General features: G+C 59.2%; 26 protein-coding genes. 8 read left to right on the top strand and 18 right to left on the bottom strand.

Annotated features, from left to right (window positions below):
* From ACRER8_RS12840 to ACRER8_RS12815, 6 genes are all read right to left on the bottom strand, one after another.
* A partial coding sequence (locus tag ACRER8_RS12840; protein WP_431746645.1) for a 2Fe-2S iron-sulfur cluster-binding protein occupies positions 1-154 on the bottom strand: 154 nt, incomplete at its 3' end.
* Positions 155-1,621: a 4-hydroxy-3-polyprenylbenzoate decarboxylase gene (gene ubiD / locus ACRER8_RS12835; RefSeq protein WP_431746643.1), complete on the bottom strand. Its 1,467-nt coding sequence runs from the start codon at positions 1,619-1,621 to the stop codon at positions 155-157.
* A 73-nt stretch (positions 1,622-1,694) separates the two neighbouring features.
* On the bottom strand, positions 1,695-3,656 hold the full coding sequence (locus tag ACRER8_RS12830) for an acyltransferase family protein (protein WP_431746642.1): 1,962 nt from the start codon (positions 3,654-3,656) through the stop codon (positions 1,695-1,697).
* A 105-nt stretch (positions 3,657-3,761) separates the two neighbouring features.
* Positions 3,762-5,021: a transcription termination factor Rho gene (gene rho, locus ACRER8_RS12825; RefSeq protein WP_110948772.1), complete on the bottom strand. Its 1,260-nt coding sequence runs from the start codon at positions 5,019-5,021 to the stop codon at positions 3,762-3,764.
* 228 nt (positions 5,022-5,249) lie between these two features.
* A complete protein-coding gene (gene trxA / locus ACRER8_RS12820) occupies positions 5,250-5,579 on the bottom strand; it encodes a thioredoxin TrxA (protein WP_431746641.1) in 330 nt (109 codons plus the stop codon).
* 279 nt (positions 5,580-5,858) lie between these two features.
* Positions 5,859-6,563 (bottom strand): FadR/GntR family transcriptional regulator, encoded by a 705-nt coding sequence (locus ACRER8_RS12815; RefSeq protein ID WP_431746640.1) that lies wholly within the window; start codon positions 6,561-6,563, stop codon positions 5,859-5,861.
* Positions 6,564-6,829: 266 nt separating this feature from the next.
* Between ACRER8_RS12815 and ACRER8_RS12810 the strand changes: the two genes are divergently transcribed.
* The 5 genes from ACRER8_RS12810 (at position 6,830) to ppx (ending at position 11,410) form a co-directional block, all read left to right on the top strand.
* A complete protein-coding gene (locus ACRER8_RS12810) occupies positions 6,830-7,615 on the top strand; it encodes a transporter substrate-binding domain-containing protein (protein ID WP_431746639.1) in 786 nt (261 codons plus the stop codon).
* 40 nt (positions 7,616-7,655) lie between these two features.
* On the top strand, positions 7,656-8,321 hold the full coding sequence (locus tag ACRER8_RS12805; RefSeq protein ID WP_431746638.1) for an amino acid ABC transporter permease: 666 nt from the start codon (positions 7,656-7,658) through the stop codon (positions 8,319-8,321).
* On the top strand, positions 8,318-8,968 hold the full coding sequence (locus tag ACRER8_RS12800) for an amino acid ABC transporter permease (RefSeq protein ID WP_431746644.1): 651 nt from the start codon (positions 8,318-8,320) through the stop codon (positions 8,966-8,968). Before ACRER8_RS12805 ends, ACRER8_RS12800 begins: the two co-directional genes overlap by 4 nt.
* Complete coding sequence (locus ACRER8_RS12795; protein WP_431746637.1) at positions 8,955-9,689, top strand: amino acid ABC transporter ATP-binding protein; 735 nt, start codon at positions 8,955-8,957, stop codon at positions 9,687-9,689. The genes ACRER8_RS12800 and ACRER8_RS12795 overlap by 14 nt, the downstream gene beginning before the upstream one ends.
* 218 nt (positions 9,690-9,907) lie before the next feature.
* Positions 9,908-11,410: an exopolyphosphatase gene (gene ppx, locus ACRER8_RS12790; RefSeq protein WP_431746636.1), complete on the top strand. Its 1,503-nt coding sequence runs from the start codon at positions 9,908-9,910 to the stop codon at positions 11,408-11,410.
* On the opposite strand, the gene ppk1 is transcribed toward ppx, so the two are convergent.
* Positions 11,397-13,619 carry a polyphosphate kinase 1 gene (ppk1, locus tag ACRER8_RS12785; protein ID WP_431746635.1) on the bottom strand — a complete coding sequence of 741 codons (2,223 nt, stop codon included), beginning with the start codon at positions 13,617-13,619 and terminating at the stop codon, positions 11,397-11,399. The two genes, ppx and ppk1, sit on opposite strands and share 14 nt — an antisense overlap.
* 345 nt (positions 13,620-13,964) lie before the next feature.
* Between ppk1 and ACRER8_RS12780 the strand changes: the two genes are divergently transcribed.
* A complete protein-coding gene (locus ACRER8_RS12780) occupies positions 13,965-14,582 on the top strand; it encodes a DedA family protein (protein ID WP_431746634.1) in 618 nt (205 codons plus the stop codon).
* A 123-nt stretch (positions 14,583-14,705) separates the two neighbouring features.
* On the opposite strand, the gene ACRER8_RS12775 is transcribed toward ACRER8_RS12780, so the two are convergent.
* The 4 genes from ACRER8_RS12775 to ACRER8_RS12760 all read right to left on the bottom strand — a co-directional run bounded on the left by ACRER8_RS12775 (position 14,706) and on the right by ACRER8_RS12760 (position 18,527).
* Positions 14,706-15,158 (bottom strand): YaiI/YqxD family protein, encoded by a 453-nt coding sequence (locus ACRER8_RS12775; protein ID WP_431746633.1) that lies wholly within the window; start codon positions 15,156-15,158, stop codon positions 14,706-14,708.
* Positions 15,159-15,280: 122 nt separating this feature from the next.
* A complete protein-coding gene (locus ACRER8_RS12770) occupies positions 15,281-15,907 on the bottom strand; it encodes a LysE family transporter (protein WP_431746632.1) in 627 nt (208 codons plus the stop codon).
* Between the two features lie 104 nt (positions 15,908-16,011).
* Complete coding sequence (locus ACRER8_RS12765; protein WP_431746631.1) at positions 16,012-16,617, bottom strand: mechanosensitive ion channel family protein; 606 nt, start codon at positions 16,615-16,617, stop codon at positions 16,012-16,014.
* Positions 16,617-18,527, bottom strand: a complete 1,911-nt coding sequence (locus ACRER8_RS12760; protein ID WP_431746630.1) for an ATP-binding cassette domain-containing protein — start codon at positions 18,525-18,527, stop codon at positions 16,617-16,619. Before ACRER8_RS12760 ends, ACRER8_RS12765 begins: the two co-directional genes overlap by 1 nt.
* Before the next feature lie 46 nt (positions 18,528-18,573).
* On the opposite strand from ACRER8_RS12760, the gene ACRER8_RS12755 reads away from it, so the two are divergent.
* Positions 18,574-19,041, top strand: coding sequence for a TIGR02444 family protein (locus ACRER8_RS12755; protein WP_431746629.1), 468 nt, complete (start codon positions 18,574-18,576; stop codon positions 19,039-19,041).
* On the opposite strand, the gene ACRER8_RS12750 is transcribed toward ACRER8_RS12755, so the two are convergent.
* On the bottom strand, positions 19,038-20,174 hold the full coding sequence (locus ACRER8_RS12750; protein ID WP_431746628.1) for an AlgP family protein: 1,137 nt from the start codon (positions 20,172-20,174) through the stop codon (positions 19,038-19,040). The two genes, ACRER8_RS12755 and ACRER8_RS12750, sit on opposite strands and share 4 nt — an antisense overlap.
* A 179-nt stretch (positions 20,175-20,353) precedes the next feature.
* On the opposite strand from ACRER8_RS12750, the gene ACRER8_RS12745 reads away from it, so the two are divergent.
* Positions 20,354-21,031: an FKBP-type peptidyl-prolyl cis-trans isomerase gene (locus tag ACRER8_RS12745; protein ID WP_431746627.1), complete on the top strand. Its 678-nt coding sequence runs from the start codon at positions 20,354-20,356 to the stop codon at positions 21,029-21,031.
* A 237-nt stretch (positions 21,032-21,268) separates the two neighbouring features.
* On the opposite strand, the gene rsd is transcribed toward ACRER8_RS12745, so the two are convergent.
* The 6 genes from rsd to hemC form a co-directional block, all read right to left on the bottom strand.
* The gene (gene rsd / locus ACRER8_RS12740; RefSeq protein ID WP_431746626.1) at positions 21,269-21,727 is read right to left on the bottom strand and encodes a sigma D regulator; all 459 of its coding nucleotides are present in this window, start codon (positions 21,725-21,727) and stop codon (positions 21,269-21,271) included.
* A 183-nt stretch (positions 21,728-21,910) separates the two neighbouring features.
* A complete protein-coding gene (locus ACRER8_RS12735; protein ID WP_431746625.1) occupies positions 21,911-22,438 on the bottom strand; it encodes a disulfide bond formation protein B in 528 nt (175 codons plus the stop codon).
* 248 nt (positions 22,439-22,686) lie between these two features.
* Positions 22,687-23,934, bottom strand: coding sequence for a heme biosynthesis protein HemY (locus ACRER8_RS12730; RefSeq protein ID WP_431746624.1), 1,248 nt, complete (start codon positions 23,932-23,934; stop codon positions 22,687-22,689).
* Positions 23,931-25,073, bottom strand: a complete 1,143-nt coding sequence (locus ACRER8_RS12725; protein ID WP_431746623.1) for a uroporphyrinogen-III C-methyltransferase — start codon at positions 25,071-25,073, stop codon at positions 23,931-23,933. Before ACRER8_RS12725 ends, ACRER8_RS12730 begins: the two co-directional genes overlap by 4 nt.
* A gap of 49 nt (positions 25,074-25,122) precedes the next feature.
* Positions 25,123-25,896, bottom strand: a complete 774-nt coding sequence (locus ACRER8_RS12720; protein ID WP_431746622.1) for a uroporphyrinogen-III synthase — start codon at positions 25,894-25,896, stop codon at positions 25,123-25,125.
* Positions 25,893-26,834 carry a hydroxymethylbilane synthase gene (gene hemC / locus ACRER8_RS12715; RefSeq protein ID WP_431746621.1) on the bottom strand — a complete coding sequence of 314 codons (942 nt, stop codon included), beginning with the start codon at positions 26,832-26,834 and terminating at the stop codon, positions 25,893-25,895. Before hemC ends, ACRER8_RS12720 begins: the two co-directional genes overlap by 4 nt.
* Between the last annotated feature and the right edge of the window lie 141 nt (positions 26,835-26,975).

Genomic DNA, 26,975 nt, shown 5'->3' with positions numbered 1-26,975 from the left:
CCCGTCCTTCAACCAGCAACGCCGCGCAGACATGGCAGTTGCCATTGCGGCAGCTCTGCGGGCAGTCGTAGCCCAGACGCCGTGCCCCATCCAGAATCCTTTCCCCGGGGTTGAGCACCAACACCGCCCCGGACGGCTGCAAGGTTACCTGCATTTAGTCTATTCCCAACTGGTTCCACAGCTCATCGATCCGCCGGGTGACAGCTTCATCCTTGACGATGACCCGCCCCCATTCACGGGTGGTTTCTCCTGGCCACTTGTTCGTCGCATCCAGGCCCATCTTCGAGCCCAGGCCAGAAATCGGCGAAGCGAAGTCCAGGTAGTCGATCGGGGTGTTGTCGATCATCACCGTATCGCGCTTGGGGTCCATGCGTGTGGTAATCGCCCAGATCACATCATTCCAGTCACGGGCATTGATGTCGTCGTCAGTGACAATAACGAACTTGGTGTACATGAACTGTCGCAAAAACGACCAGACACCCAGCATCACGCGCTTGGCATGGCCCGGGTACTGCTTCTTCATGGTCACCACCGCCATGCGATACGAGCAACCTTCGGGTGGCAGATAGAAGTCGGTGATCTCCGGAAACTGCTTCTGCAGGATCGGCACGAACACCTCGTTCAACGCCACGCCGAGGATCGCGGGCTCGTCCGGCGGGCGTCCAGTGTAGGTGCTGTGGTAGATCGGCTTGATGCGGTGGGTGATGCGCTCGACCGTGAACACCGGGAAGCTGTCGACTTCGTTGTAATAGCCGGTGTGATCGCCGTATGGCCCTTCATCGGCCATTTCGCCGGGATGAATCACGCCTTCCAGCACGATTTCGGCACTCGACGGTACTTGCAGGTCGTTGCCACGGCACTTGATCAGCTCGGTGCGATTACCACGCAGCAGGCCGGCGAAGGCGTACTCGGACAGGCTGTCAGGCACTGGCGTGACAGCACCGAGAATCGTCGCAGGGTCGGCACCCAGCGCCACGGAAACCGGGAATGGCTGGCCAGGATGCTTGTCGCGCCACTCCTTGAAATCCAGTGCGCCGCCACGATGACTCAGCCAGCGCATGATGACTTTGTTGCGGCCAATGACCTGCTGACGATAGATGCCCAGGTTCTGTCGCTCTTTGTTCGGGCCTTTGGTGACAGTCAGGCCCCAAGTGATCAGGGGACCAACATCGCCCGGCCAGCACGTCTGCACCGGCAGCATGCCCAGATCAACGTCATCGCCTTCGATGACCACTTCCTGGCAAGGCGCGTCCTTGACGACCTTCGGCGCCATGGAGATGACTTTCTTGAAGATCGGCAGCTTCGACCAGGCGTCCTTCAGGCCCTTCGGTGGCTCGGGCTCCTTGAGGAAGGCCAACAGCTTGCCGATCTCGCGCAACTCCTCGGTCGATTCGGCGCCCATGCCCATAGCCACCCGTTCCGGCGTGCCGAACAGGTTGCCCAGTACCGGAATATCAAAGCCCGTCGGGCTCTCGAACAGCAATGCCGGGCCCTTGTTGCGCAGGGTCCGGTCGCAAACTTCGGTCATCTCCAGCACCGGAGAAATGGGCACCTGAATGCGTTTCAACTCTCCGCGCTGCTCAAGCTGCTGCACGAAATCCCGTAGATCCTTGAATTTCATTAACCCGGCCACTTAACAAATAGATGCACATCCTACCTGCTCTGGAGACCGACAGCAGCTGTCGAACACGCAATCAACCGCCTTGCACGGCATTTTCGCCGAGGAAAATTGGCGCCAGCAGGGGCTTCATGCGTTCGGCGCCATAATCGGAAAGGTGATCTTCGTCTTTATATTGGGAAACTCCGTCCAAGGCGGCACGACAGATGCCGTCCGGACACATGATCGGAGCCGGATCGAGCACATGCACATTCGGGTCGGCAGCACTCAGGCTGGCAAATAGCTGACTGATGAAACGCTGTCGCGCCACATGCTCGGTTATCGGACGGCCAACGCCGTCCGCTGATCGCCCAACCATTGCAAGGCTGCTCAGTCGCGCGATCGTGCCTTGTCGCTGCAGAGGCACTTCTTTGACCAGCCAGACCTGCGCACCTGTCTGTCGTACGCTGGCAACGGTCTCCTTGATCTGCGCTGCCAGACGCTGCTCGGCGACCAGACGGCTGTCGTGCTTATAAATCGCATTGCGCATGTCGCCGTCCTCCGCCCCATAAAGGTAAAGACTCCAGCGTGCGGCGAGCACGACATCGTGAATCTGCTTGTGCTGGATCAGATCAATGACTCGCTTATTGAAATCCCCACACTGCTTGCGCGATACCTTGCCCGGAATAGGCGGACAGCCCGATAGAGATATCAACCAGACTGGCTCGCCATAGCGTTCAGCGTCCGACTTGATCGCTGGCAACAGGTGAGCCGCATGGCTATCCCCCCAAATCAACTGCGCGGGCGAATCCTGCTGATCCGGGCCGAAACGACAGACCTTCATGGGTTCCTTGCTATCGCTGTCCATGAGGCATTGCAACTGACCGGCCTGCCACTCTCGCGAGTCGGCATATGCCTTGGCTTGCCCCGAAAGTCTGCTGGGTATGCCATCGGCAGACCGAATAACCTGCCCCACAGTCGCCAGCACGACAATGGCTGCCAGTCCGCCAAGCAATATGGGTTTTTTGCCTGCGAGCAGGCGCCGATCCCGAAACGGCAATTCAACGAATTTCCAGCTCAGGACAGCTAGCACGACACACAAGACAATCCAGAGCAGTGATTCCCCCCAGCTCATGGCATCTACCGATACCGCGTTGGCGTACACGAACACCGGCCAGTGCCACAGATAAAGCGAGTAAGAAATCAGCCCCACGCCAACCATGGCTGGATGACTGAGCAATCGCGCGACACCCGTCTGGCGATGGCCGTTGCCCCATATGATCGCCGCCGTTCCCAGTACCGGCAACAGCGCCGCCCAGCCGGGAAATTGCGTGAATTTGTCCAGAGCGAACATTGCACAGAGCACCGACAACAGGCCCAACCCGCTGACGGCTTCATAAACCCAGGGTTTGAATCGCGACACAGGCGAGGGTACTACCGCCAGCATGGCGCCGCATAACAACTCCCACGCCCGCATCGGAAGCAGGAAAAACGCCGCGTCCGGGTTGCGATTGATGACCCAGACATTCAGCCCAAAGGACAGGAGCAAGACGCCGAATAAAGCGATGCGCCAATGCTTGAAGAATCGGGTCAGCACGACCATGAGCATCGGGAAGAACAGGTAATACTGCTCTTCAACTGAAAGCGACCAGGTGTGTAGCAGCGGTTTGAAATCCGATGCCGGATTGAAATAGCCGTCTTGCCTCATGAACAGAATGTTGGACATGAAGGTGGCCTGATAACGAACCGCCCTCCCCAGCTGCGAAAAGTCCTTGGGGGTCAGCAGTAGCCAACCGACAACAAGACAGGCCAGCAACACCACGCTCAAGGCGGGCAGGATGCGGCGAGCCCTGCGTGCCCAGAAATCGACGAAACTGAAGCGTCCTGCGTTGATTTCCCGAAAGATGATCGAAGTAATCAGAAATCCGGAGATGACGAAAAATATGTCAACGCCGACAAAGCCCCCGCTTATGCCCAAGCCGAAATGGAAAAGCACCACTGGAATAACAGCCAGAGCTCTCAACCCGTCGATGTCGCGACGGTTGCCAAACGTATGCATGACACTCCTTGTCCCAATTGGACCTGACAAATAATTAAAAAAAAATGGTGCCCCAAAGGAGCACCACTCTTCTACAGCCATTCAGCGCGTTACTTGCGCCTGGTATTACTTACGCTTCATCGACAGGAAGAACTCATCGTTGGTCTTGGTCTGTTTCAGCTTGTCGACCAGGAACTCGATGGCAGCAACCTCATCCATAGGGTGCAGCAGCTTGCGCAGGATCCACATGCGTTGCAGCTCGTCGTCGGCCGTCAGCAACTCTTCGCGGCGAGTGCCGGAACGGTTGATGTTGATGGCCGGGAAGACGCGCTTTTCAGCGATCTTGCGATCCAGAGGCAGCTCCATGTTGCCGGTGCCTTTGAATTCTTCGTAGATCACTTCGTCCATCTTCGAACCGGTTTCAACCAGCGCGGTGGCGATGATGGTCAGCGAGCCGCCTTCTTCGATGTTACGAGCCGCACCGAAGAAGCGCTTTGGTTTTTCCAGCGCGTGGGCGTCGACACCGCCGGTGAGTACCTTGCCTGAGCTTGGAATCACGGTGTTGTAGGCGCGAGCCAGACGGGTGATGGAGTCGAGCAGGATGACCACGTCCTTCTTGTGCTCGACCAGGCGCTTGGCCTTTTCGATCACCATTTCGGCAACCTGCACGTGACGGGTTGGTGGTTCATCGAAAGTCGAGGCGACCACTTCGCCGCGCACGGTGCGCTGCATTTCGGTCACTTCTTCCGGACGCTCATCGATCAAGAGCACGATCAGATGAACTTCAGGGTTGTTACGGGTGATGTTCGACGCGATGTTCTGCAGCATGATGGTCTTGCCCGCTTTCGGCGGGGCGACGATCAGACCACGCTGACCTTTGCCGATTGGGGCACACAGGTCGATGACGCGACCGGTGAGGTCTTCGGTGGAGCCGTTACCGGCTTCCATCTTCATGCGTATGGTCGGAAACAGCGGCGTCAGGTTTTCGAACAGAATCTTGTTCTTCGCGTTTTCAGGACGGTCGAAGTTGATGGTGTCGACCTTGAGCAGTGCGAAGTACCGCTCGCCTTCCTTCGGTGGGCGAATCTTGCCAACGATGGTATCGCCAGTACGAAGGTTGAAGCGGCGGATCTGGCTTGGCGAAACGTAGATATCGTCCGGGCCAGCGAGGTAAGAGGCGTCTGCAGAGCGGAGGAAGCCGAAGCCATCCTGGAGGATCTCCAGCACGCCATCACCCGAGATTTCCTCGCCGCTTTTAGCGTGCTTCTTCAGCAGGGAGAAGATCACATCCTGCTTGCGCGAACGGGCCATATTTTCTATGCCCATCTGTTCGGCCATTTCGAGCAGATCGGTAATAGGCTTTTGCTTGAGTTCAGTCAGGTTCATATAGGAATGACGTAATCATGTATGGAGGGGGAAATTAAGCTTTTGGCTTAATGAGGCCGCGCCGCGGAGAAGGCGACAGGATCGCGTACAAATCGAAAGGAGAGCGTCGGCGACGGCTAGCAGGGGGCAACGGAGAAGCCGTTGCGGGGCCGAATGTACCACTTGATTTTCCAAGCGTCTAGTACAACGCCAGAAAAAAGCCCCGCTATTTGCGGGGCCTTTGCACCATCAAATGTTGGCGTCGAGGAAAGCTTGCAACTGGGACTTGGACAGAGCACCAACCTTGGTCGCCGCCACTTCACCATCCTTGAACAGCATCAGCGTAGGAATACCACGTACGCCATGCTTGGCCGGGGTTTCCTGGTTTTCGTCGATATTGAGCTTGGCAATGGTCAGTTTGCCTTCGTAGCTGCCGGCGATATCGTCCAGAACCGGGGCAATCATTTTGCACGGGCCACACCACTCAGCCCAGTAATCAACCAGCACAGGACCGGAAGCCTTGAGGACATCGGCTTCGAAGCTCGCGTCGCTGACGTGTTTGATAAGGTCGCTACTCATGAGATTTCTCCGAGGTCATAGGCAAAAAAACGTGGACCATCATAACTGTGTCACGCCGTGACAGGAAGGCGGAGGCGATTGTCTCTTGCTATGGATAGTAATGACTACGCTTATTGAAGTGACCTCCACCCCTTCGACGCACCGCGACGTTCGGGTCGAAACGATTCCCTGTGGGAGCGAATTCATTCGCGATGCGGTGGCACATCCGATGGAAAGGCTTCGGGTTTACGGGGCCGATCGCGAATGAACTCGCTCCCACACGTCAGTACACGGGGTCGGTCAAGCGGAAGGCGCGACGAAGACGATGCCAGTCCTCAAAGCGGCCCCTCTTATGTGTTCCTGCATCGCCTTCTGCGCCGGACCCGAGGCGTTGCGGGCAAGCGCGCGGAGAATCTTGCGGTGCTCCTGCCAAGTCTCCATCGCCCTGCCCGCCCTGATGAAAGGCAGCTTCTGACTCTCCAGAAAGATGTCGGCGCTGGCAGTGATGATGCCGAGAATCGCCTGATTGCCGCTGGCCACGAGAATGCGTCGGTGAAAGTCGAAATCCAGCCTGGCGGCGCTCTCGAAGTCCCCGCCCTTTAGCTCTAGGCGCATGGCGTCGACATTGTCTTCCAGCACGTCGCGCTCATCGGCGGTCAACGTCACCGCCGCCAACCCGGCGGCGAAACCTTCCAGCGCATAGCGCAGCTGAAAGGTTTCCGAAGGCGACGCGTGGGCCGCGTAGGGCCATGAAAAACCGCTCGTGCTCTGTTGTGGTTCACAAATCGTCTGAACGAAAACTCCCTTGCCGGGCTGGACGCTGACCACACCCAACGCGCTCAACGAGGACAGCGCCTCGCGCAATGATGCGCGACTGACCCCTAGCCGAACCGCCAGATCGCGCTGCGACGGCAGGCTGTCGCCGGGACTGTAGCCCTGTTCGGCGATCAGTTTGCGGATCGCTTGAAAGGCAACTTCGGGTACCGCAATCGGGCTCGGATGCATGGGATTCAGGCGCGCTGACCGTGGAAAAATCCTCTTTTATAGTCATCGCACGGATTCGGCAAGTGACGCCCAGGCAAGGGGCGCCGCAGCTTTGAGGCGCGCCAAAGCAGGGCGAGCGACCCCTCAACTGTTCAGACCAGTTAGACCGCATCACCTCTGCAGCCCGCATTTAGTGGTCGCAAATCTGCCGATGGCATGGGCTGTGCACTAGTGGTTGGCCGTTACACATGCGTCGCCTACACACTCGTTCGATTCGGAGATGTCCCATGACCAAGCGTTACAGCGCTCTGCTCGCCGCCCTGTTTGCCAGCTTCATGCTCGGCCAAGCCCCAGCCCAAGCTAACGGCCTGGATGATGTGACCGCCCGCGGCACACTGAAAGTCGCCGTTCCGCAAGACTTTCCCCCTTTCGGCTCGGTCGGCCCGGACATGAAACCGCGCGGCCTGGATATCGACACTGCGCAGCTCATCGCCGACAGACTCAAGGTCAAACTGGAGCTAACACCGGTCAACAGCACCAACCGCATCCCGTTCCTGACCACCGGCAAGGTGGACCTGGTGATTTCCAGCCTTGGCAAAAACCCGGACCGTGAAAAAGTCATCGATTTCTCCCGCGCCTATGCGCCCTTTTACCTCGCCGTGTTCGGTCCGCCTGACGCGGCGATCAATGGCGTGGACGACCTGAAAGGCAAAACCATCAGCGTCACCCGTGGCGCCATTGAAGACATCGAACTGACCGCCGTGGCGCCGAAGGAGGCCACCATCAAGCGCTTCGAAGACAACAATTCCACCATCGCCGCCTATCTGGCCAATCAGACCGACCTGATCGCCAGCGGCAACGTGGTGATGGTCGCCATTAGCGAGAAAAACCCCAAGCGCATTCCAGCGCTGAAAGTGAAGCTCAAGGATTCGCCGGTGTACGTCGGCGTGAACAAAGGTCAGCCGGAACTGCTGGCCAAGGTCAATGAAATCCTCGAAGCAGCGAAGCAAGACGGCGCGCTGGAAAAGAACTCACAGACCTGGCTGAAACAGCCTTTGCCTGCCGATCTCTGATCGCTGTTCTTTAGTCACTGCATCTATCCGGGGCTTTTAGATGGCTTATCAGTTCGACTTCATTCCGGTCCTGCAAAACGCCGACCTGCTGCTGCGTGGGGCTTTGTTCACCCTTGAGCTGACGGCCATCGGCACCCTGCTGGGGGTCAGCGTCGGCATCGTTGGCGCGATTGTCAGAGCCTGGAAAATCCAGCCGTTCTCGGCGCTCTTCGGCATCTATGTCGAGCTGATACGCAATACGCCGTTTCTGGTGCAACTATTCTTCATCTTCTTCGGCCTGCCTTCATTAGGACTGCAGATTTCCGAGTGGCAGGCCGCGGTGCTGGCGATGGTGGTTAACCTCGGCGCGTACTCGACCGAGATCATCCGGGCGGGCATACAGGCGATTCCGCGAGGACAGCTGGAGGCTTCGGCAGCGCTGGCGATGACGCGCTTCGAGACCTTCCGTTATGTGGTGCTGGCGCCCGCATTGGGCAAGGTCTGGCCAGCGCTGAGCAGCCAGATCATCATCGTCATGCTCGGCTCGGCGGTCTGTTCGCAGATTGCCACCGAGGAGTTGAGCTTCGCCGCGAATTTCATTCAGTCGCGCAACTTCCGCGCTTTCGAGACGTACATCGTTACCACGCTGATTTACCTCTTCATGGCGCTGATGATTCGTCAATTGCTGGCCTGGGTCGGTCGTCGCTACATCGCGAGGAACAGCTGATGGATTTCACTCTCTGGGACATCGTGCGCAATCTGCTCGCCGGGCTGCAATGGACGCTGGCGTTATCGCTGGTGGCGTTCGTTGGCGGCAGTGTGATCGGCCTGCTGGTGATGACCCTGCGCATCTCCGACACATCGGCATTTCGCACCCTTGCCCGCTGCTATATAGAGCTGTTTCAAGGAACGCCATTGCTGATGCAGTTGTTTCTGGTGTTCTTCGGCGTGGCGCTGATGGGTGTGGATATCTCGCCCTGGGTCGCGGCGGCGCTGGCCCTGACCCTGTTCACCAGCGCATACCTGGCCGAAATCTGGCGCGGCTGCGTGGAGTCGATTGCCAACGGCCAGTGGGAAGCATCGGCGAGCCTGGCGCTCACGCCATTCGAGCAATTGCGTTATGTGATCCTGCCGCAAGCCCTGCGCATCGCCGTGGCGCCGACCGTGGGCTTTTCGGTGCAGGTGGTCAAAGGTACGGCGGTGACTTCGATCATCGGCTTCACCGAGCTGACCAAGACCGGCGGTATGCTCGCCAACGCCACGTTCCAGCCTTTCATGGTCTACGGCTTCGTCGCCCTGGGCTACTTTCTGCTTTGCTATCCGTTGTCGCTCAGCGCGCGCTACCTGGAAAGGAGACTTCATGCCTCTGCTTAGAATTTCCGCCCTGCACAAGTATTACGGCGACCACCATGTGCTCAAAGGCATCGATCTCAGCGTCGATGAAGGCCAGGTCGTGGCGATCATCGGTCGCAGTGGGTCGGGCAAGAGCACGTTGCTTCGAACGCTCAACGGGCTGGAGTCGATCAACGACGGGGTAATTGAGGTCGACGGTGAATATCTGGACGCTGCACGCGCCGATCTGCGCAGTCTGCGGCAGAAAGTGGGCATGGTGTTTCAGCAGTTCAATCTGTTCCCGCATCTGACGGTCGGCGAAAACGTCATGCTCGCGCCGCAGGTGGTGAAGAAGGTTTCCAAGGCTGAGGCGAGCAAGCTGGCGAAAGAGATGCTCGATCGCGTGGGGCTTGGGGAGAAGTTCGACGCGTTTCCTGATCGCCTTTCAGGTGGACAGCAGCAACGCGTGGCGATCGCCCGGGCGCTGGCGATGTCGCCGAAAGTGCTGCTATGCGACGAAATCACTTCTGCACTGGACCCGGAGCTGGTCAACGAAGTGCTGAGCGTGGTGCGCGATCTGGCCAAGGACGGCATGACGCTGATCATGGTCACCCACGAAATGCGCTTCGCCCGCGAGGTGGGGGACAAATTGGTGTTCATGCATCAGGGCAAAGTGCATGAGGTAGGCGATCCACGGGAGTTGATGGCCAATCCGAAGACATCGGAGCTGGCGAATTTCATAGGGTCGGTTGAGCAGGTTTGAGCTGGACGCAGCCTGCGGTAAATGCACCTTGCAGGAGCCGGCTTGCTGGCGAACACGGTCTATCACCCAACTCCTGCGTGTCTGACACTCCGCGTTCGCCACGGTCGTAACCTGTCGCAGCGCCTACAGGATATCCAGGTCGGCAAATGTGCTTCCCGTTTGGCGGCGGTGATGGTTCGTGGCACGATGTCGGAGTTATCGACCGAGACCTTTTGACCATGCCGCCATCCACAGCCAAAAACCTCTCGCTGATCGCCGCGATCGACCTGGGCTCCAACAGCTTTCACATGGTTGTTGCCAAAGCGAATCAGGGTGAAATCCGCATCCTTGAGCGGCTCGGTGAGAAAGTGCAACTGGCCGCCGGAATCGACGACGAGCGCAAGCTCAACGAAGAATCCATGCAGCGCGGGCTCGATTGCCTCAAGCGTTTTGCCCAACTGATCAACGGTATGCCGCCTGGCTCCGTGCGGATCGTCGGCACCAACGCCCTGCGCGAAGCGCGCAACCGCAACGAATTCATTCATCGCGCCGAAGAAATCCTCGGTCACCCGGTCGAAGTCATCTCCGGCCGTGAAGAAGCGCGCCTGATCTACCTTGGCGTCTCCCACACGCTGGCCGACACACCGGGTAAGCGTCTGGTAGCGGATATCGGCGGGGGCAGTACCGAGTTCATCATCGGCCAGCGCTTCGAACCGTTACTGCGCGAAAGCCTGCAAATGGGCTGTGTAAGCTTCACTCAGCGCTATTTCAAGGACGGCAAGATCACCCCGGCGCGGTACGCCCAGGCCTACACGGCAGCGCGGTTGGAAATCATGAGTATCGAACACGCGCTGCATCGCCTGAGCTGGGATGAAGCCATTGGCTCGTCCGGCACCATCCGCGCCATCGGCCTGGCGCTGAAGGCCGGCGGACATGGCAACGGAGAGGTCAACGCCGACGGCCTGGCGTGGCTCAAACGCAAGCTGATGAAGCTGGGCGAAGTGGACAAGATCGACTTCGACGGCCTAAAACCCGATCGTCGCGCAATCTTTCCTGCAGGCTTGGCAATTCTGGAAGCGATTTTCGACGCACTTGAACTGCAACGCATGGATCACTGCGAAGGCGCGCTGCGTGAAGGCGTGCTGTATGACCTGCTGGGTCGCCATCACCACGAAGACGTACGTGAACGCACTCTGAGCTCGCTGATGGAGCGTTATCACGTCGATCTGGAACAGGCGGCACGAGTTGAGCGCAAAGCGCTGTCGGCGCTGGATCAAGTGGCCAAGGCGTGGGAACTGGAAGACGATCTGTACCGCGAACTGCTGAGCTGGGCGGCCAAGGTGCATGAAGTGGGCCTGGACATCGCCCACTATCACTACCACAAGCATGGCGCATACCTTATCGAGCACTCGGATCTGGCAGGTTTCTCGCGGGCGGACCAACAGATGCTCGCGTTGCTGGTGCGCGGCCATCGTCGCAATATCCCCAAGGACAAGTTCGCCGACTTTGGCGAAGAAGGCGTAAAGCTGATTCGGCTGTGCGTGCTGTTGCGCTTCGCGATCCTGTTCCATCACATTCGCGGCACCCAAGAGATGCCGCAACCTGTGTTGACCGCCAGTGGCAACCATCTGGACATCCTGTTTCCCGATGGCTGGCTGGAAAACAACCAGCTGACTCAGGCCGACTTCGGCCTTGAAGCCGACTGGCTGACCCGAGTCGGGATTGTCCTCAGCGTACGCTGAGGACCGGGTTGCTCAATTTCTCCAGAAGCATCGCCTGCACGTTGCGGGCGTTCTGGTTGCCGGTCGGCGTGCTGCGCAGGTAGCGGCCGTCCGGCTGCAACAGCCAGGCGTGGGTGTTGTCGGTCAGATACCCCTCCAGCTCCTTCTTGACCCGCAAAATCAATTTCTTGCCCTCGACCGGGAAGCACGTCTCGACGCGCTTGTCGAGGTTGCGTTCCATCCAGTCGGCGCTGGACAGGAACATCTGTTCGTCGCCGCCATTGAGGAAGTAAAACACGCGGGTGTGCTCCAGGAAGCGGCCGACGATCGAGCGCACCTGAATGTTGTGTGACACCCCCGGCACGCCCGGTCGCAGGCAGCACATGCCGCGCACCACCAGATCGATCTTCACGCCCATCTGACTGGCCTTGTACAACGCGCGGATGATTTTCGGATCAGTCAGCGAGTTGAATTTGGCGATGATGTGCGCGGGCTTGCCTTCCGTCGCGAACTGAGTCTCGCGGGCGATCATGTCGAGCATGCCCTTCTTCAGGGTAAACGGCGCGTGCAGCAGCTTCTTCATGCGCAGCGTCTTACCCATGCCGATCAGCTGGCTGAACAGTTTGCCGACGTCCTCGCACAGCGCGTCATCGGAGGTCAGCAGGCTGTAGTCGGTGTACAGACGCGCATTACCGGCGTGATAGTTGCCGGTTCCCAAGTGCGCGTAACGCACGATCTCGCCTGCCTCGCGGCGCAGGATCAGCATCATCTTGGCGTGGGTCTTGAAACCGACCACGCCATAGATCACCACCGCACCCGCCGCTTGCAGACGGCTGGCCAGTTGCAGGTTGGACTCTTCGTCAAATCGCGCACGCAGTTCGATGACCGCGGTCACTTCCTTGCCGTTGCGCGCGGCATCCACCAGCGCGTCGACGATTTCCGAGTTGGCGCCACTGCGATACAACGTCTGGCGCACCGCCAGCACATGAGGGTCTTTTGCCGCCTGACGCAGCAAATCCACCACCGGCGTGAAGGACTCGAAGGGATGCAATAGCAGAATGTCCTGCTTGCTGATCACGTTGAAGATGTTTTCGCTGTTCTGCAGAAGCTTCGGAATCGCCGGGGTAAACGGCAGATATTGCAGTTCCGGGTGACTGTCCAGGCCGGTAATGCTGAACAGACGCGTGAGGTTCACCGGACCGTTGACCTGATACAACTCGGTCTCGCTCAGATTGAACTGCTTGAGCAGGTAGTCGGAGAGATGTTTCGGGCAGGTGTCTGCCACTTCCAGACGCACCGCATCGCCGTAGCGACGGGAAAACAGCTCACCACGCAGCGCACGAGCCAGGTCTTCGACGTCTTCGGAATCGAGCGCCAGATCGGCGTTACGGGTCAGGCGGAACTGGTAGCAGCCTTTAACCTTCATGCCTTGGAACAGGTCATCGGCATGGGCGTGAATCATCGACGACAGGAATACGTAGTTGTCGCCAGGGCCGCCGACGTCTTCCGGCACCTTGATGATGCGCGGCAGCAAGCGTGGTGCCGGGATGATTGCAAGCCCCGAATCGCGACCAAAAGCGTCGATGCCTTCCAGCTCGACGATGAAGTTCAGCGACTTGTTGACCAGCAACGGGAACGGGTGCGTAGGGTCCAGGCCAATTGGCGTGATGATCGGCGCGATTTCATCGCGGAAATAACGGCGCACCCAGGTTTTCAGCTTGGTGGTCCAGTTGCGACGACGAATGAAGCGCACCTGATGCTTTTCAAGCTCAGGCAGCAGGATGTCGTTGAGAATCGCGTACTGACGGTCGACATGGCCATGGACCAGCTCGCTGATGCGCGCCAGCGCCTGATGCGGCTGCAGGCCATCGGCGCCGGCCTGTTCACGGGCAAAGGTAATTTGCTTCTTGAGCCCGGCAACGCGGATTTCGAAGAATTCGTCCAGGTTGCTGGAGAAGATCAGCAGGAACTTGAGCCGCTCAAGCAAGGGATAGGACTCGTCCAGCGCCTGCTCGAGTACGCGAATGTTGAACTGCAGCTGCGACAGCTCGCGATGGATATAAAGGCTGCTGTCGTCCAGGTTGGGGATCACGATCGCAGGCGTTGGCGGCTGATGCGGCTCGACGACCGGTACCACCTCGATGGTCGGCTCGACCACGGCTGTGACCTCTTGGGACAGGGTCTGGGGTTCAAGTTCGATTGCGGCTTCGGTGGTTCCTTCGGTACTCATGAATAATCCTGTAAGGCTATTGCCCTGTAACAGTTGGGCCGCGAGAACGGCCGAAGAGAGCGATCTGCCGGTCCCGTCACACCAGCAGGGACGATCAGCAGCGCAGACCGGTCACACCGGACACCTGCGGGGTCCGGGGCGTACGGGCAAACGTAACAGTTATAAGCCGGCATTATGACGCCTGCATGACAGCTGTATGTCCACCATACCTTGCAGGACTAAAACGTGCTTTCTAGACGGCAAATCCGCATCAGCTGTAGGAAACTTTAACGCAGTGACACATTTCCACACTTTCCTGAATGTCTTAGGCGAGTTAGGCTGCGCGTTCATTTCGCCAGCACCTACATGATGCTCCAGCATTTTTTACAAGAATTTGGCTATTTCGCCCTCTTCCTCGGAACCTTCTTCGAAGGTGAGACCATTCTGGTTCTCGCTGGGTTTTTGGCGTTTCGTGGGTACATGGACATCAATCTGGTCGTGGTGGTTGCCTTCTTCGGCAGCTACGCAGGTGATCAGCTCTGGTATTTCATGGGGCGAAAGCATGGCCGCAAGCTTCTGGCACGCAGACCCCGCTGGCAACTGCTGGGTGATCGCGCACTAGAACACATTCGCCGGCACCCGGACATCTGGGTGCTGAGCTTTCGCTTTGTCTACGGTTTGCGCACGGTCATGCCAGTTGCCATCGGTCTGTCCGGCTATCCGCCGGGCCGCTATCTGCTGCTCAACGGTATCGGCGCGGCAGTCTGGGCAGCAGCGCTGGGCGCGGCGGCGTACAAGTTCGGCGCGGTACTCGAAGGCTTGCTCGGCAACGTCAAGAAATACGAGCTGTGGGTGCTCGGTGCGCTACTGGTGATCGGTGGTGTGCTATGGATCTGGCGCCGGATCAAGAATGCCCGCATCGCCAAGGAAGCCAAACTTGCCGTGCCCGCCACTGTCGAGGTCAAGAACCGGCCTGACGAGTGAAACAGCCATGAGCGCAATACATCAGGATTGCGCTCAGCAGGGTATAAATCAGCAATACCGTCTATCCCAGCGCACTCGCCAGTCACAAGTCCGCCTTTGGCCGGTGTCGAAAACAGTGCGGCATCAACCCCGTGCCAGCCGCGTTAAAATCCGGTCCAGCGAATTGGCGAATGCCCGCTTCTCGCGGTCGCCATAGGCCCCCTGCCCGCCACCAGCCTGCCCTTGTTCGCGCAGGTCAGTGAACAGATTGCGTACCGCCAGTCGCTCACCCATATTCTGCGGGTCGAACTCCTTGCCGCGCGGGTCCAGCGCGGCGACGCCCTTTTTCACCAATCGATCCGCCAGCGGCACATCGCTGCAGATGACCAACTCGCCAGGCACCGCGTGCTCGACCAGATAGTCATCGGCGGCATCCAGCCCGCTAGGCACGACGACCAGTTTTACCAGCGCGAAGCTCGGCTTGATCAGACTTTGCCCCGCCACCATCACCACCTCGAACTGACGCTTGAGGGCAAATTTGATGACTTGGTCCTTGGCTGCCTTTGGGCAAGCGTCGGCATCGATCCAGACCCGCATCAGTTGAACTCCACAATTCAGATTGAACACATGCCCCGTAGCAAGACGGCTTGCCAGCGCAGGCGTCCTTAGGGACCGCTAGCGTCGGCAAGCCGTACTGCTAAAGGAGATTCGTCGCCTGATCAAGCGCGATGCAGCGTCGCCAAAAATGCCGCAGCGCTGACGAACAAGCCGGCAAATGTGCGGTTCATCCGGCGCTGCTGCTTGGGCGTCTTGAGCAAGCGCAATACCTTCGAGGCCAACCCCGTGTACCCCGCCATCACGGTCAGATCGACGCAGACCATCGTCACACCGATAGTCAGGTACTGAGGCAACAGCGGCAGTTGGGTATCGATGAATTGCGGCAGGATCGCCAGCATGAACACCAGCGCCTTGGGATTGCTGATGTTGACCAAAAAGCCTCGTGCGACCAGTGCCAGTGGTTTGCCGATCGGGCGAATGGCGGCATCGTCGGACAGATCGCTCGGCAGGGCGCGCCATTGCTTAACACCTAGATACACCAGGTATGCGACACCAAACCATTTGATCAGCGTGAACGCCATCGCCGAGGTGGCCAGCACCGCGCCCAGGCCTGCGGCGATGATTGCAATCTGGACGATGAGCGCCAACTGCAGGCCCAGCGCATTCCAATAGCCGCGCCAAAACCCGTATTGCAGGCCGCTGGACATCGACGCGATGGCGCCGGCGCCCGGTGAAAGACTGATGACCCAGCAGGCGGCGAAGAAAGCCAGCCACGTTTCGAGCGACATTACACACCTCAGGCAGAATCCAAATTGCTTCTAACCTAGTGTCCGCAGGAGCCAAAGACCAATTATTTCTAACTGTTACGCCATGTTCGCAGACAACTGTGAGGCTATTTCAGCGCGGAGCTTTCGGCTGCGCGCTTTTCGCCCGAGATGATCGCCATGCCGTCGTTGCCGCGCCAACGTCGAATGGATTTCTGAAAAAACTGACTATTAGGCACCTGCACCAATGTCCCACCCAGCTCGGCGGGCTCAACCAGTGTGGTGAACATCAGATTGATGGCGGTGACGCGCCCCTTGATGCCGGGCTTGTCGGTGGTGTCCACCAGTTCGACCACGTCGCCAATGCGAAACGGCCCCATGGTGAAGATGAATACGGCGCACAGCAGGTTCGACAGCACGCTCCACATGGCAAAGAATGCCACTGCCGCAACCGCTACGAACCCCGACAGCGCAGCCCACAGCACGGACGCCGACACCCCCAGCCGCCCGAGCACTGCCACGAAAGCGGTTCCCATGATCAGCCAACGCAACCCGCCACGCAGCATCACCAGCAACTCTGGTGGCAGCAGTGGATAACGCTCGGCGAGGCGGGTCAGAAAACGCGCAACGACTCGCTGCAGCGTGTAACCCACCAGCAGAATCAGCAGGATCTGCAGCGTGACCAGAATCGGTTCGATCCAGTAAGCCGGTACCGGCAGCGCCAACGACTCCATCAGGACAGCGCTTCCAGCTCGGCCTGCATCGACTCCAGCAGCTCCAGCGCTTCCATCCACGCTTCTTCCAGTTCCGACTCACGAACCTTGAGCTTGGCTTGATCGGCCAGCAAGTCGCGCAACTTGTCCTTGTTGGCAGCTTCGTAAACAGCGCTGTCGCCCAGGGCTGCTTCTATCTTCGCCAACTTCTCGTGCAGCGAGCCAAGCTCCTTTTCCAGCTTCTCGGCTTCGCGCTTGTGCGGCGCCAGTTGCTGACGCAAGGCCGCCGCTTGCTGACGCTGGGCTTTTTTGTCGGTCTTGTCGGCATTGACCGGCGTGTTGCTGAGCGGCGCACTGCGTTGACGATAATCTGCCAACCAGCGGGTGTAGTCGTCCAGATCGCCGTCGAATTCCTCTACCACACCGTCAGCGACCAACAGGAAATTATCCGTGGTGCTCTTGAGCAGATGACGATCGTGGGAAACCACCAGCACGGCGCCGCTGAATTCCTGCAATGCCATGGTCAGCGCCAGGCGCATCTCCAGATCCAAATGGTTGGTCGGCTCGTCGAGCAGCAGCAGGTTGGGTTTGTCCCAGGCAATCAGCGCCAGCGCCAGACGAGCCTTTTCGCCACCGGAAAAATTCAGCACCGGCTCTTCCAGCCGCGCACCGCGGAAGTCGAAACCACCGAGAAAATCTCGCAGCGTCTGCTCGCGCTCAGTCGGCGCGATGCGCTGCAAATGCAGCAGCGGACTGGCCTTGGCGTCGAGGGAATCCAGTTGATGCTGGGCAAAGTAGCCGACGACCGTGTTCTCGCCACGCAGCAGGCGCCCGCTGAGGGGTTCAAGTTCACCAGCCAGGTTTTTGATCAGGGTGGATTTACCGGCGCCGTTCGGCCCCAGCAGCCCGATGCGCGCACCCGGCGTCAGTTGCAGTTTGACCTTCTGCAGCACGGCCTTGTCGCCATAGCCCAGACGCGCATCGGAAAGGTCCAGCAGCGGGCTGGAGATTTTATCGGACTCGCGGAAAGTGAAGTCGAATGGCGAATCAACGTGCGCCGCCGACAGCTCTTCCATGCGTTCCAGCGCCTTGATCCGGCTCTGCGCCTGCCGGGCCTTGGTGGCCTGAGCCTTGAAGCGGGCGATGTACTTTTCCATGTGCGCACGTTGCGCCTGTTGCTTCTCGTAGGCCTGTTGCTGCTGGGCCAGACGTTCGGCACGGGCACGCTCGAAAGCGCTGTAGCCGCCGCGATAAAGCGTGATTTTTTTTTGTTCGACATGGGCGATGTGATCGACCACCGAGTCGAGGAAATCCCGATCGTGGGAGATCAGCAGCAAAGTGCCCGGATAACTCTTGAGCCAGTCTTCGAGCCAGAGGATAGCGTCGAGGTCCAGGTGGTTGGTCGGCTCATCGAGCAGCAACAGATCTGAGGGACACATCAGCGCCTGCGCGAGGTTCAGACGCATCCGCCAGCCACCAGAGAAACTTCCGACCTGCCGTTCCATCTGCTCATTGGTGAAGCCCAGGCCCGCCAGCAGTTTGCGAGCACGGGCATCGGCGGTGTAGCCATCGGCGCTGTCCAGCTCCGAGTGCAGACGCGCTTGAGCCGCGCCATCATGCGCTGCTTCGGCGGCGGCCAGATCGTGCTGCACCTTGCGCAGACGCAGGTCGCCATCCAGCACATAATCCACCGCCAGGCGTTCGAGGGTATCGACCTCCTGACGCATGTGCGCAATACGCCAATCGGCAGGCAGCGAGCAATCACCGTTGTCGGGGGACAGCTCACCCCGTAGCAAGGCGAACAAGCTGGATTTACCGGCGCCATTCGCACCGATCAGGCCGGCTTTCTGGCCGGCGTGCAGGGTCAGCTCGGCGTCTTCTAGCAGACGTTGCGGACCACGCTGTAAGGTGAGGCTTTGAAGTCTGATCATAATGGCGGCGGAGTCTACCAGCTTCGCCCAAAACAGGTAGATGACTATGCCTTCCGACCTTTGGAGTTTCACCCTGGATTTTTACGCGCGACCGGGCGTCGAGCAGGCATGTCTCGCACTGCAAGCGCGCGGTGGCAACGTCTGCGCGCTGCTGTGTGGCGTGTGGCTCGACCTGCGCGGCATCTCCTTCGACCCGGGGCGGGCGGAGAAAATCAGACAATTGGCCACACCTTGGCACGATCAGGTTGTCGCGCCCTTGCGAGCGGTGCGCACACGGTGGAAAGCCGCCGCTGCGACGGACGAAGAACTCGGTGCGATGCGCGAGCGATTGAAAGTGCTGGAGCTCGATGCCGAACGCGAGCTGCTGGTGAGATTGCAACGGCTGGTTCAGGACTGGCCTGAGCAAGGCGCGCAAGGCGCCGGTGCCTGGCTGGAAGCGCTCGCGGCAGATGCCGCGAACGAAGCACCCGATGCGCTGCAGATCCTGCGGCGCGTCGGGGCAGACCTCGCTTAAGAAGCGCTGTTCGAACTCGAACCGGTCGCTGGAGTGGCTGCCGGAGTGGTCGGCGTCGCAGAAACGGCTGGAGCGGCGGTCGAAGTGGACGCAGCCGGAGCATCGGCTGCAGGCTTGGACGCAGCAGCAGGAGCCGGAGTGGCAGGCTTGGCTGCAGGTTTTGCAGCGGGCTTGGCGGCGACTGGTTTTGCTGCAGGTTTAGCGGCTGGCTTGGCTGCAGGTTTGGCGGCTGCAGGCTTGCTGGTTACAGGTTTCGATGCAGCGGTGGCTGGCTTGGTAGCGGGTTTGGCAGCGGCTGAGCGGGCTGTGGTTTTAGTAGCTGCAGGTTTCGCGGCAGCGCTGTTGGTTGCCTTCGCCGCCGGCGTTTTTGCAGCAGGTTTGGCCGCAGCCTTAGTGGACGGTTTCACAGCGGCGGAAGGTTTGGACGCAGGTTTTGCTGCTGCGGTTTTAGCTGGAGCCTTGGCGGTGGCGGGTGCCTTAGCAGCTGGCTTGGCAGCGGCTGGCGCTTTGGCGGCAGCTGGTTTGGCCGCTGCGGTTCTGGTGGCAGGCTTAGCGGTCGGTTTGGCAGCAGCTGTTTTCAGCGGCGCTTTTGCCGCAGGTTTGGCGGCAGACGTTTTCGCAGAAGCCTTGGCAGCGACGGCTTTGGCGGGAGCTTTTGCCGGAGCCTTGGCGGCGATCTTGGCTGCCCCCTTGGCGGCTGATTTGGTCGTTGTCTTGGCAGGAGCCTCGGCCGCACGATCACTCAGCGCCTTGCCGACAGCTTCTTTCACACGGCCAATACCCTGCGCCAACTTCAGGCTTTCCTGAGCATCGCGCTTGAGGTTGAGGATGTAGGTGCGGGTCTCGGTCTGACGGTCTTTCAGTGCATCGAGCAGTACTTCGAGTTCGGCGACTGCATCTTTAGCCTTGGCTTGCGCCTTGGCCTTGCCGGCAGTCGCGGCGTTTTGCAATTTGGAGCGGGATTTGTGCAGTTTTTCCTGCGCTTTGCCACGTTGTTTTTCAAGCTTGGCGAGCAACTTCTCGGCATCAGCCAAAGCTTGAGAGCAGGCGTCTTCAAGGTGTTCGAGCAAGCTGCTCGAGAGCTGTTGAAGCAAATGCAACGGAGTGTTTACTGGCTTCTTGGTGGCCGACATGACTTACCTCCTGGCTGATTTGAATGCGGCTCATACTAGACCTCTGCCCGCACTGCCGCTAGGCCATCTTGACACTACAAATCCAGCTCTGTTGCAAGTTGGCCAAAAACCCTCGCATCATCACCACATTCCTCACCGGGCGCTGGCATAATCGCCACTTCCCAGGCCGGAGAGCATTCATGTCGCGCTACTTGTTAATGTCGTCGTTCCTCTTGGTATCCATTGCCCATGCGACCGATGCTCCACCCTCCGATAACGCCCATGATCTGGCTTACAGCCTGGGGGCGAGCCTGGGTGAGCGCTTGCGTCAGGAGGCGCCTGATCTGCAACTACCCGCATTGATCGAAGGTTTGCAGCAGGCGTATCAAGGCAAGCCGTTGGCGATCAAGCAGGATCGCATGGAGCAGATTCTGAGCGACCACGACGCAGCGCTCGCGCAAGCCGAAAACTCTGGTCAGTCCGAGCCGCAAACCGAAGCTGCGCTGAAAGAAGAACGTCGCTTCATGGATTCCGAAAAAGCCAAGCCGGGCGTTCGCCAGCTTGCCGACGGCATCCTGATGACCGAGCTGTCGCCAGGCACCGGTCCCAAGCCTGACATCAATGGCCGCGTTCAAGTGAAATACGTGGGCCGTTTGCCTGATGGCACGATCTTCGATCAGAGCCAGCAGCCGCAATGGTTTCGTCTGGACAGCGTGATCGCGGGCTGGACCACTGCGCTGGTGGACATGCCGGTGGGTGCGAAATGGCGATTGGTGATTCCTTCGGCGCAAGCGTACGGCGCAGAAGGCGCAGGGGATTTGATCGACCCGTATACGCCGCTGGTGTTTGAGATTGAGCTGCTTTCGGTGTCGCAGTAACCACATAACCTACAGATCCCGGCTTGCTGGTGACTGCGGTGGGTCAGTTACAGTTTGATTGCCTGACACTCCGCGTTCGCCAGCATGCCGGCTCCTACCGTAGATCGGCGGTGTAGCCATGATTGCGTTTGATCTCTCCCATTGGGGCTTTGCCGATTAACGTCGACAAAGGTCACACACAATCCCGAGACAAAAAAAGGGCACCGCAATGGCGCCCTTTTTTGAACCGCAAACCAGTCAGGCCTGAACCGCATCCTGTTGCTTATGCGCGTTGTGCAGCACCTCGATCAAACAGTCTTCCAGCTCGAAGCGCTCATGTAGCAAGCCCCCCAGCTCCTTGAATCGCTCTGCGACACACTTCCCTTCATCACACAAATCATTGAAGGCCAGCAGCTTCTCAGTGATCACATCGATACGCGGGTAAAGGGTGTCGGCAAGCTCAAGGCCGCGCTGATCGTTGAAAGCCTTGGCTTCCCCAGTCAGCTGCTCATAGATCTCGAAATGACCTGCCGATACGTAATCGACGAGGGTCCCGCAAAACTCTTGCAGCTGTTTGGTGGTTTCGGACAACGCTTCCGGCTCGGCGCCAAGAACATCGTAAGCCTTGACCAGCTCGTTGCGCTCCAGTAACCAACGATCGATCAGCTTGTGAACCCCACCCCAGCGTTCCTGAGCATTCTGACAACTTTCCAGCATGATGTTCTCTCTTCCCTTCAGGGGCATGCCGCCTGTAATCGATTTGCGATCCGGCTTGATGCTTATGAAAACCGGCTCTGAAAAACGTCGACAGCAGCATTATTCCGATGATGCGTGCGAGCCAGATTATGCCCGCGCGACGTGGCCTTCAAGGTACGCAGGAGATAAAGTTCATACAAGTGTTTAATCCGCCGTACCTATATCCATTGATCTGAATCGACGGAATTCGATGAAAAGGTAGTACAGCGCAAACAGGCTGATGCCCGCGAAAGCCAGCAGGCTCCACTCCGGAAGACTGATGCCGAAAAGTGACCAGGTGATTTCAGAGCAGCCTGCACTGCCGACGAAAATCATCGCCAGGACCTTGAGCCAGGGCTGTGTATCTAGCAGGTATTGCAGGTTGGTCAGGCAAGCGGCTGGATTATCCGGCGGTGACGCTTGCAGCCAGACCTGCCGCCCCGCCAATGCCGCCCCCATCAACGAAACGAATAAAAGAACCCCCGAATAGATACGCCAGCCGACCGAGCCGGGTGCGTGCAGCGCCGCTACCAGACAGACACCGGAGCAGGTCAGTAGCAACGCCCGCTGCGCAAAGCAGAGCGGGCACGGGGCTGAGCCCACTACTCGCTCCAGATAGACAGCCGCTCCCACGATCAACGCACAGGCGAAAAACACCAGAAAGAACAGGGAGCGTGTGCGAGCCAGATGCATGGAAAATCCGTAACAAAAGACGAAGGCGGTTACGGTAGAGGAAAGCGAGACCCGCTTTCAAGGCAACCTGAGGAGGATATTTCTTAGTGTGAGTAAGGATTTACCGACCGCGCGGGTAGGACGTTACATCCTGCACGCACAGATCAAGATAAAAACCGCCTTAACTTTAGGAAACGCCCTACAAAATTTGAGGATACAACTACAAAAAGCCCTCATTCAGGGCCTTTTGCGCAACGGAACTCCAAAGCTTATGCACGAGCCAGCGCAGGCAGTGGACGAGCCAATAAACGCTCGTCGAGCAGTCCCAGCCCTTCCTGGAACAACTGATTGCTACGATCGGTTTCACCCAACTGACCCAGCAGACGCGCCAGTTCGGCACAGGCTTCAGGATTGCGCTGCAGTCTCAGGCTGCCCTCAAGATAATCACGTGCCTTGCCCCATAGGCTGCTCTGCAGACATAGGCGGCCCAGAGTCAACAGCAAGCCCGGATCATCCGGATGCTGCTTCAGCCAGTTCTCGGCCGTCTGAAGTTGCTTGCCAGGATCGCTACCACGCACCAGGCCATACAGCCTCGCCAAGTGACTGTTGTAGCCGCGTTTGATGGCATTGCGCAGAACTTCCTCGGCCTGAACATCTGCACCGTGGCGACGCAGCTGCTCGCCATACGCCAAGATCAGCGCCGGCTCCTGGCGCTGGGCAGAGGTGAGTTGTTGCCAGGCTTTTTCCAGCGCTGGCAAACCGGCCGGCCCTGCTTCGCTTTCCGCACCTTGGTAAGCCGCCAGCGACAGGTTCTCGCCCCAGGCCCGCTTCTCCAATTCCGCCAGCTCTTGGGCTGGTATCACTTTGTCCTTGCGCAGTTCCGGCATCAGGCGAATCAGCGCCGGCCACTCGCCGCGCTGACGATACAGCCGCTGCAATTGGCGCAACACCTGCGGATTATGCGGGTGCCGCTCTTGCATGGCCTGCAACGTGACCAGCGCACCATCGCTGTCGCCACGGTCCAGCTGCAGCTGCGCATGACTCAGGGCAATCGCAAGTTCGGCCTGTGGCTGGCGCTCCAGCGCACGCTCCAGCAGATTGTCGCTCTCTTCATAACGCCCTTGTTCGTTGGCCGCACGCGCAGCGCCGAGGTAATACAGTAGCGGCTGACGTTCGGCCTCGGCAGCACGACTCAGATGGCGCTCTGCGCTGGCCCAGCGACCTTCGGCAAGGTCCATTTGTCCCTGTTCGATAGCCACTTGCACGCGGCGGCTGCGATTGCGTCGCGACCAGGGATTGACCATGCCGCCCGAGGTGGTCAACAGCCTGATCAGCCCGCGAACCAGCCATACCACCAATACAACCGCTACCAGCAACGCTAGCGTCGCCCACAGGCTGGATTCGTAGCGGAAGGTGTCATACGCAATGAGCACGTAGCCCGCGTGACGAGAAATTGCGAGGCCCACCAGTGCCGCGACCACGATCAGGACAAAAACGATCACATAGCCGCGCTTCATGGCTTGCTCCCCGGCTGCGCCCCTTCAGCGGGTTGCTCCAGTGCGCCGCCCACGGGAGTGTGACGCTGCTGCAGATATGCCTGAACCGCACTCAGGCTCTGCGTCAGGTCAGGTGTGATCACGGAAACTGGCTGTTTTGCCAACTCGTCCAGACGCTCGCCCAGTACCTTGCTTTGCGGGTTGTCCTGATTGAAGTTGGCATCCAGCACGCTGCGGGCTTCAGTCACCGCCTTGTTGTAGACCTGTGCCTCGCCGTTGAGCGCCGCCCATTGAGCCTGCTCCAGGGCCAGGCTCAGCGCCAGACGAACCTGGGTCAGGCTCTGCCCGGCCAGCAGCGGACGGATGTTTTTGTCAGCGTGGAAATCGATGCGAATGTATTGGGAGATTTTGTCCCACCACTTCGTCCAGTAACCGTCTTCGCTGCCATCGGTAAGCCCGAGCAGTGACTCGCCCTTATCCTTGTATTCCGGCGCCAGTGCGTTCAGTTGAGTGGCTTGATCGCGCAAGGCGGCCAGTTGCAAAAACAGTCCTGTCCGGTCCGGCTGATCGACGCTGCGCAGTTCCGCCAGGCTTTTGGCCAGTTGCTCGCGAGCCGCGAACGCACCCGGATCGTCCTGTTCGCGCAGAATCTCGTCGGCGCCCTGAACCAGCGCCTGAGCGCTATTGATATCTTGCAACGCAGACAACCTCAGGCTGGCCAGACGCAAAAGGTGTTCGGCTTCCGCCAGACGCCAGTCCTTGCGACTTGCGCCAAGCACCGTTTCCAGGCGCTGGCTCATACGCTGCTGATCGCCCTGCAATTGAGTCACCAGCCGACGACGGTCTTCCAGCTCTTCGGCAGGTGGCAGTTGGGCCAGACGGGCCGCCAATTGCTGTTCGCTCTGTTTGAGAATCTGCGTCTGTGAGCCGATGTCCTGCAATTGGCTGGACTGCTGCTGATGACCGGCCTGAATAGCGCGCAGCTGCCACACGCTCCAGCCACCGACAGCCACGCCCGCCGCGCCCAGCAGTAAAGCCAGAATGACAAGGCCGGTGCTGGAACGACGATTCGACGGTTCTTTTTGCGCTGGATCCGGCAGTGGCTCAGGTTTGGCCAGTACCGGTTCAACGTCATCTTTTGGCAAGACTGTTTCGCTCACGTATCCATCCTTTGCATTTGGGCGTAATCGTAATCCGAGTCGTCGATCATTACGCCTGAGAGGCAGGCTCGGGTTGTTCCCGCAGCGCTGCCAGCAAGGCCGAAGCGCTGGCGCCACGGCAGTCCACTACGGTAAGAGCCCCGGCTTCACGCGCCAGTTCAGCAACCCGAGGGCTCGGTACGAATAAAGGCAACCGCGCAAGTTCCGGCCAGGCGTCACCGGCCAACTCGCGCAGATGTTGAAAACCTTGTCCACTGCTGACCACCAGCCCGTTCAAGCGTTCCGCCGCAACCCTCTGCGGCAGCGTGAACGCCGTGTAATGCGGGAGGTTACGACGGTACAGCGCAAGATAATCGACAACTACACCTCGTTCGCGCAAGCGCTCGGCCAACAATTCGCGGCCATCTTCGCCGCGCATGATCAGCACCTTGGGGTCATAGCCGGAAATGGCTTCTTGAAGTTGCGGCAGTTCGAGCAACGCCTCGCTGTCGTCGCCCTGCTCGGGGAAGAATACGCGCAGGCCATAGTCATCCAGGATCTGCGCGGTAGCCGCGCCGACGGTGAACCAGCTCTGCATGGGCGGTTGCGGCCAGACCTCGTCGACCATCCCAAGACCCAGCCGCGCAGCAGGCTTGCTGACGACGATCACCGCGCAATAGGTCGCAAGGCCGTAGATGATCGAACGGTTTTCTTCGGAAACCGGCAATGGCTCGATTTCCAGCAGCGGCAGGCTCGCGCAGAAAACGCCCTGCTTTGCCAGCACCTCTGCGAGTGCCTGCGACTCCTCTGCCGGACGAGTCAGCAACAGGCGCCAGCCCTTCACTCTTCGTCCGCCTCGCCGTAGACAGCCTTCAGAATCTTCGCAGCCCCCTGTGTCAGCAGTGCTTCGGCGACCTGCACACCCAGGGCCTGAGCATCGGCCTGCGGGGCTCGGGCTTCGGCGCGCAACAGAAGACTTCCAGCAGGATCTCCCACCAGGCCCCGCAGCCATAGCTGATCGCTTTCGAGCACCGCATAACAGGCGATCGGGACTTGGCAACCGCCATTGAGATGCTTGTTCAACGCCCGTTCGGCGGTGACGCGAACAGCGGTTTCGGTGTGATGCAGCGGTGTCAGCAGGGCGTGGAGTTCGGTGTCGACACTGCGGCATTCGATACCGACAGCACCCTGGCCGCCTGCGGGCAAGCTGTGATCGATGCTGATCGCCGAGGTGATACGGTCTTCGAATCCGAGACGAATCAAACCAGCTGCGGCGAGGATGATGGCGTCGTATTCGCCGGCATCCAGCTTGGCCAGACGTGTGTTGACGTTGCCGCGCAGGAAGTGGATTTTCAGGTCGGGACGCCGCGCCAGTAGTTGCGCCTGACGACGTAAGCTTGAAGTGCCGACGATGCTGCCTGCAGGCAGTTCATCGAGACTGGAGAAGGTGTTGGACACGAAGGCATCGCGCGGATCTTCACGCTCGCAAATGCAGAACAGGCCCAGGCCCTGTGGGAAGTCCATCGGTACGTCTTTCATGGAATGCACGGCGATGTCGGCTTCGTTTTCCAGCAACGCGGTTTCCAGCTCTTTGACGAACAGGCCCTTGCCGCCGATTTTCGACAGCGGTGAATCGAGCAGCTTGTCACCACGGCTGACCATCGGGACCAAGGTCACGCTCAGGCCAGGGTGTGCTTCTTGCAGACGTGCCTTGACGTATTCGGCCTGCCAGAGAGCCAAGGCGCTTTTACGGGTGGCGATGCGGATTTCGCGAGTGAGCATGGATCAATCCGTACTGAGTGATGCGGCGGATGATAACAGCTCGGCCCAATCGGGCCGAATGACTGTCATCAATCTGCTCGCATCATGATCTCAGTCGATGCAGGTATGCCAGGTGACGGAGGGTCGCCGGCCAGACGCCGC

It is taken from the genome of Pseudomonas sp. (assembly GCF_050739935.1).
Lineage (GTDB): Bacteria > Pseudomonadota > Gammaproteobacteria > Pseudomonadales > Pseudomonadaceae > Aquipseudomonas.
This window is presented reverse-complemented; position numbering and strand designations above follow the sequence as displayed.

Coding starts and splice junctions, on each gene's coding strand:
- rsd (WP_431746626.1), bottom strand. CDS start 21,727: ATGCTGGAAAGTTGTCAGAATGCTCAGGAACGCTGGGGTGGGGTTCAC.
- ACRER8_RS12750 (WP_431746628.1), bottom strand. CDS start 20,174: ATGTCGGCCACCAAGAAGCCAGTAAACACTCCGTTGCATTTGCTTCAA.
- ppk1 (WP_431746635.1), bottom strand. CDS start 13,619: ATGAGTACCGAAGGAACCACCGAAGCCGCAATCGAACTTGAACCCCAG.
- ACRER8_RS12745 (WP_431746627.1), top strand. CDS start 20,354: ATGTCGCGCTACTTGTTAATGTCGTCGTTCCTCTTGGTATCCATTGCC.
- ACRER8_RS12780 (WP_431746634.1), top strand. CDS start 13,965: ATGATGCTCCAGCATTTTTTACAAGAATTTGGCTATTTCGCCCTCTTC.
- ACRER8_RS12775 (WP_431746633.1), bottom strand. CDS start 15,158: ATGCGGGTCTGGATCGATGCCGACGCTTGCCCAAAGGCAGCCAAGGAC.
- ACRER8_RS12755 (WP_431746629.1), top strand. CDS start 18,574: ATGCCTTCCGACCTTTGGAGTTTCACCCTGGATTTTTACGCGCGACCG.
- ACRER8_RS12830 (WP_431746642.1), bottom strand. CDS start 3,656: ATGCATACGTTTGGCAACCGTCGCGACATCGACGGGTTGAGAGCTCTG.
- ppx (WP_431746636.1), top strand. CDS start 9,908: ATGCCGCCATCCACAGCCAAAAACCTCTCGCTGATCGCCGCGATCGAC.
- ACRER8_RS12770 (WP_431746632.1), bottom strand. CDS start 15,907: ATGTCGCTCGAAACGTGGCTGGCTTTCTTCGCCGCCTGCTGGGTCATC.
- hemC (WP_431746621.1), bottom strand. CDS start 26,834: ATGCTCACTCGCGAAATCCGCATCGCCACCCGTAAAAGCGCCTTGGCT.
- ACRER8_RS12730 (WP_431746624.1), bottom strand. CDS start 23,934: ATGAAGCGCGGCTATGTGATCGTTTTTGTCCTGATCGTGGTCGCGGCA.
- rho (WP_110948772.1), bottom strand. CDS start 5,021: ATGAACCTGACTGAACTCAAGCAAAAGCCTATTACCGATCTGCTCGAA.
- ACRER8_RS12810 (WP_431746639.1), top strand. CDS start 6,830: ATGACCAAGCGTTACAGCGCTCTGCTCGCCGCCCTGTTTGCCAGCTTC.
- ubiD (WP_431746643.1), bottom strand. CDS start 1,621: ATGAAATTCAAGGATCTACGGGATTTCGTGCAGCAGCTTGAGCAGCGC.
- ACRER8_RS12795 (WP_431746637.1), top strand. CDS start 8,955: ATGCCTCTGCTTAGAATTTCCGCCCTGCACAAGTATTACGGCGACCAC.
- ACRER8_RS12815 (WP_431746640.1), bottom strand. CDS start 6,563: ATGCATCCGAGCCCGATTGCGGTACCCGAAGTTGCCTTTCAAGCGATC.
- trxA (WP_431746641.1), bottom strand. CDS start 5,579: ATGAGTAGCGACCTTATCAAACACGTCAGCGACGCGAGCTTCGAAGCC.
- ACRER8_RS12805 (WP_431746638.1), top strand. CDS start 7,656: ATGGCTTATCAGTTCGACTTCATTCCGGTCCTGCAAAACGCCGACCTG.
- ACRER8_RS12765 (WP_431746631.1), bottom strand. CDS start 16,617: ATGGAGTCGTTGGCGCTGCCGGTACCGGCTTACTGGATCGAACCGATT.
- ACRER8_RS12760 (WP_431746630.1), bottom strand. CDS start 18,527: ATGATCAGACTTCAAAGCCTCACCTTACAGCGTGGTCCGCAACGTCTG.
- ACRER8_RS12735 (WP_431746625.1), bottom strand. CDS start 22,438: ATGCATCTGGCTCGCACACGCTCCCTGTTCTTTCTGGTGTTTTTCGCC.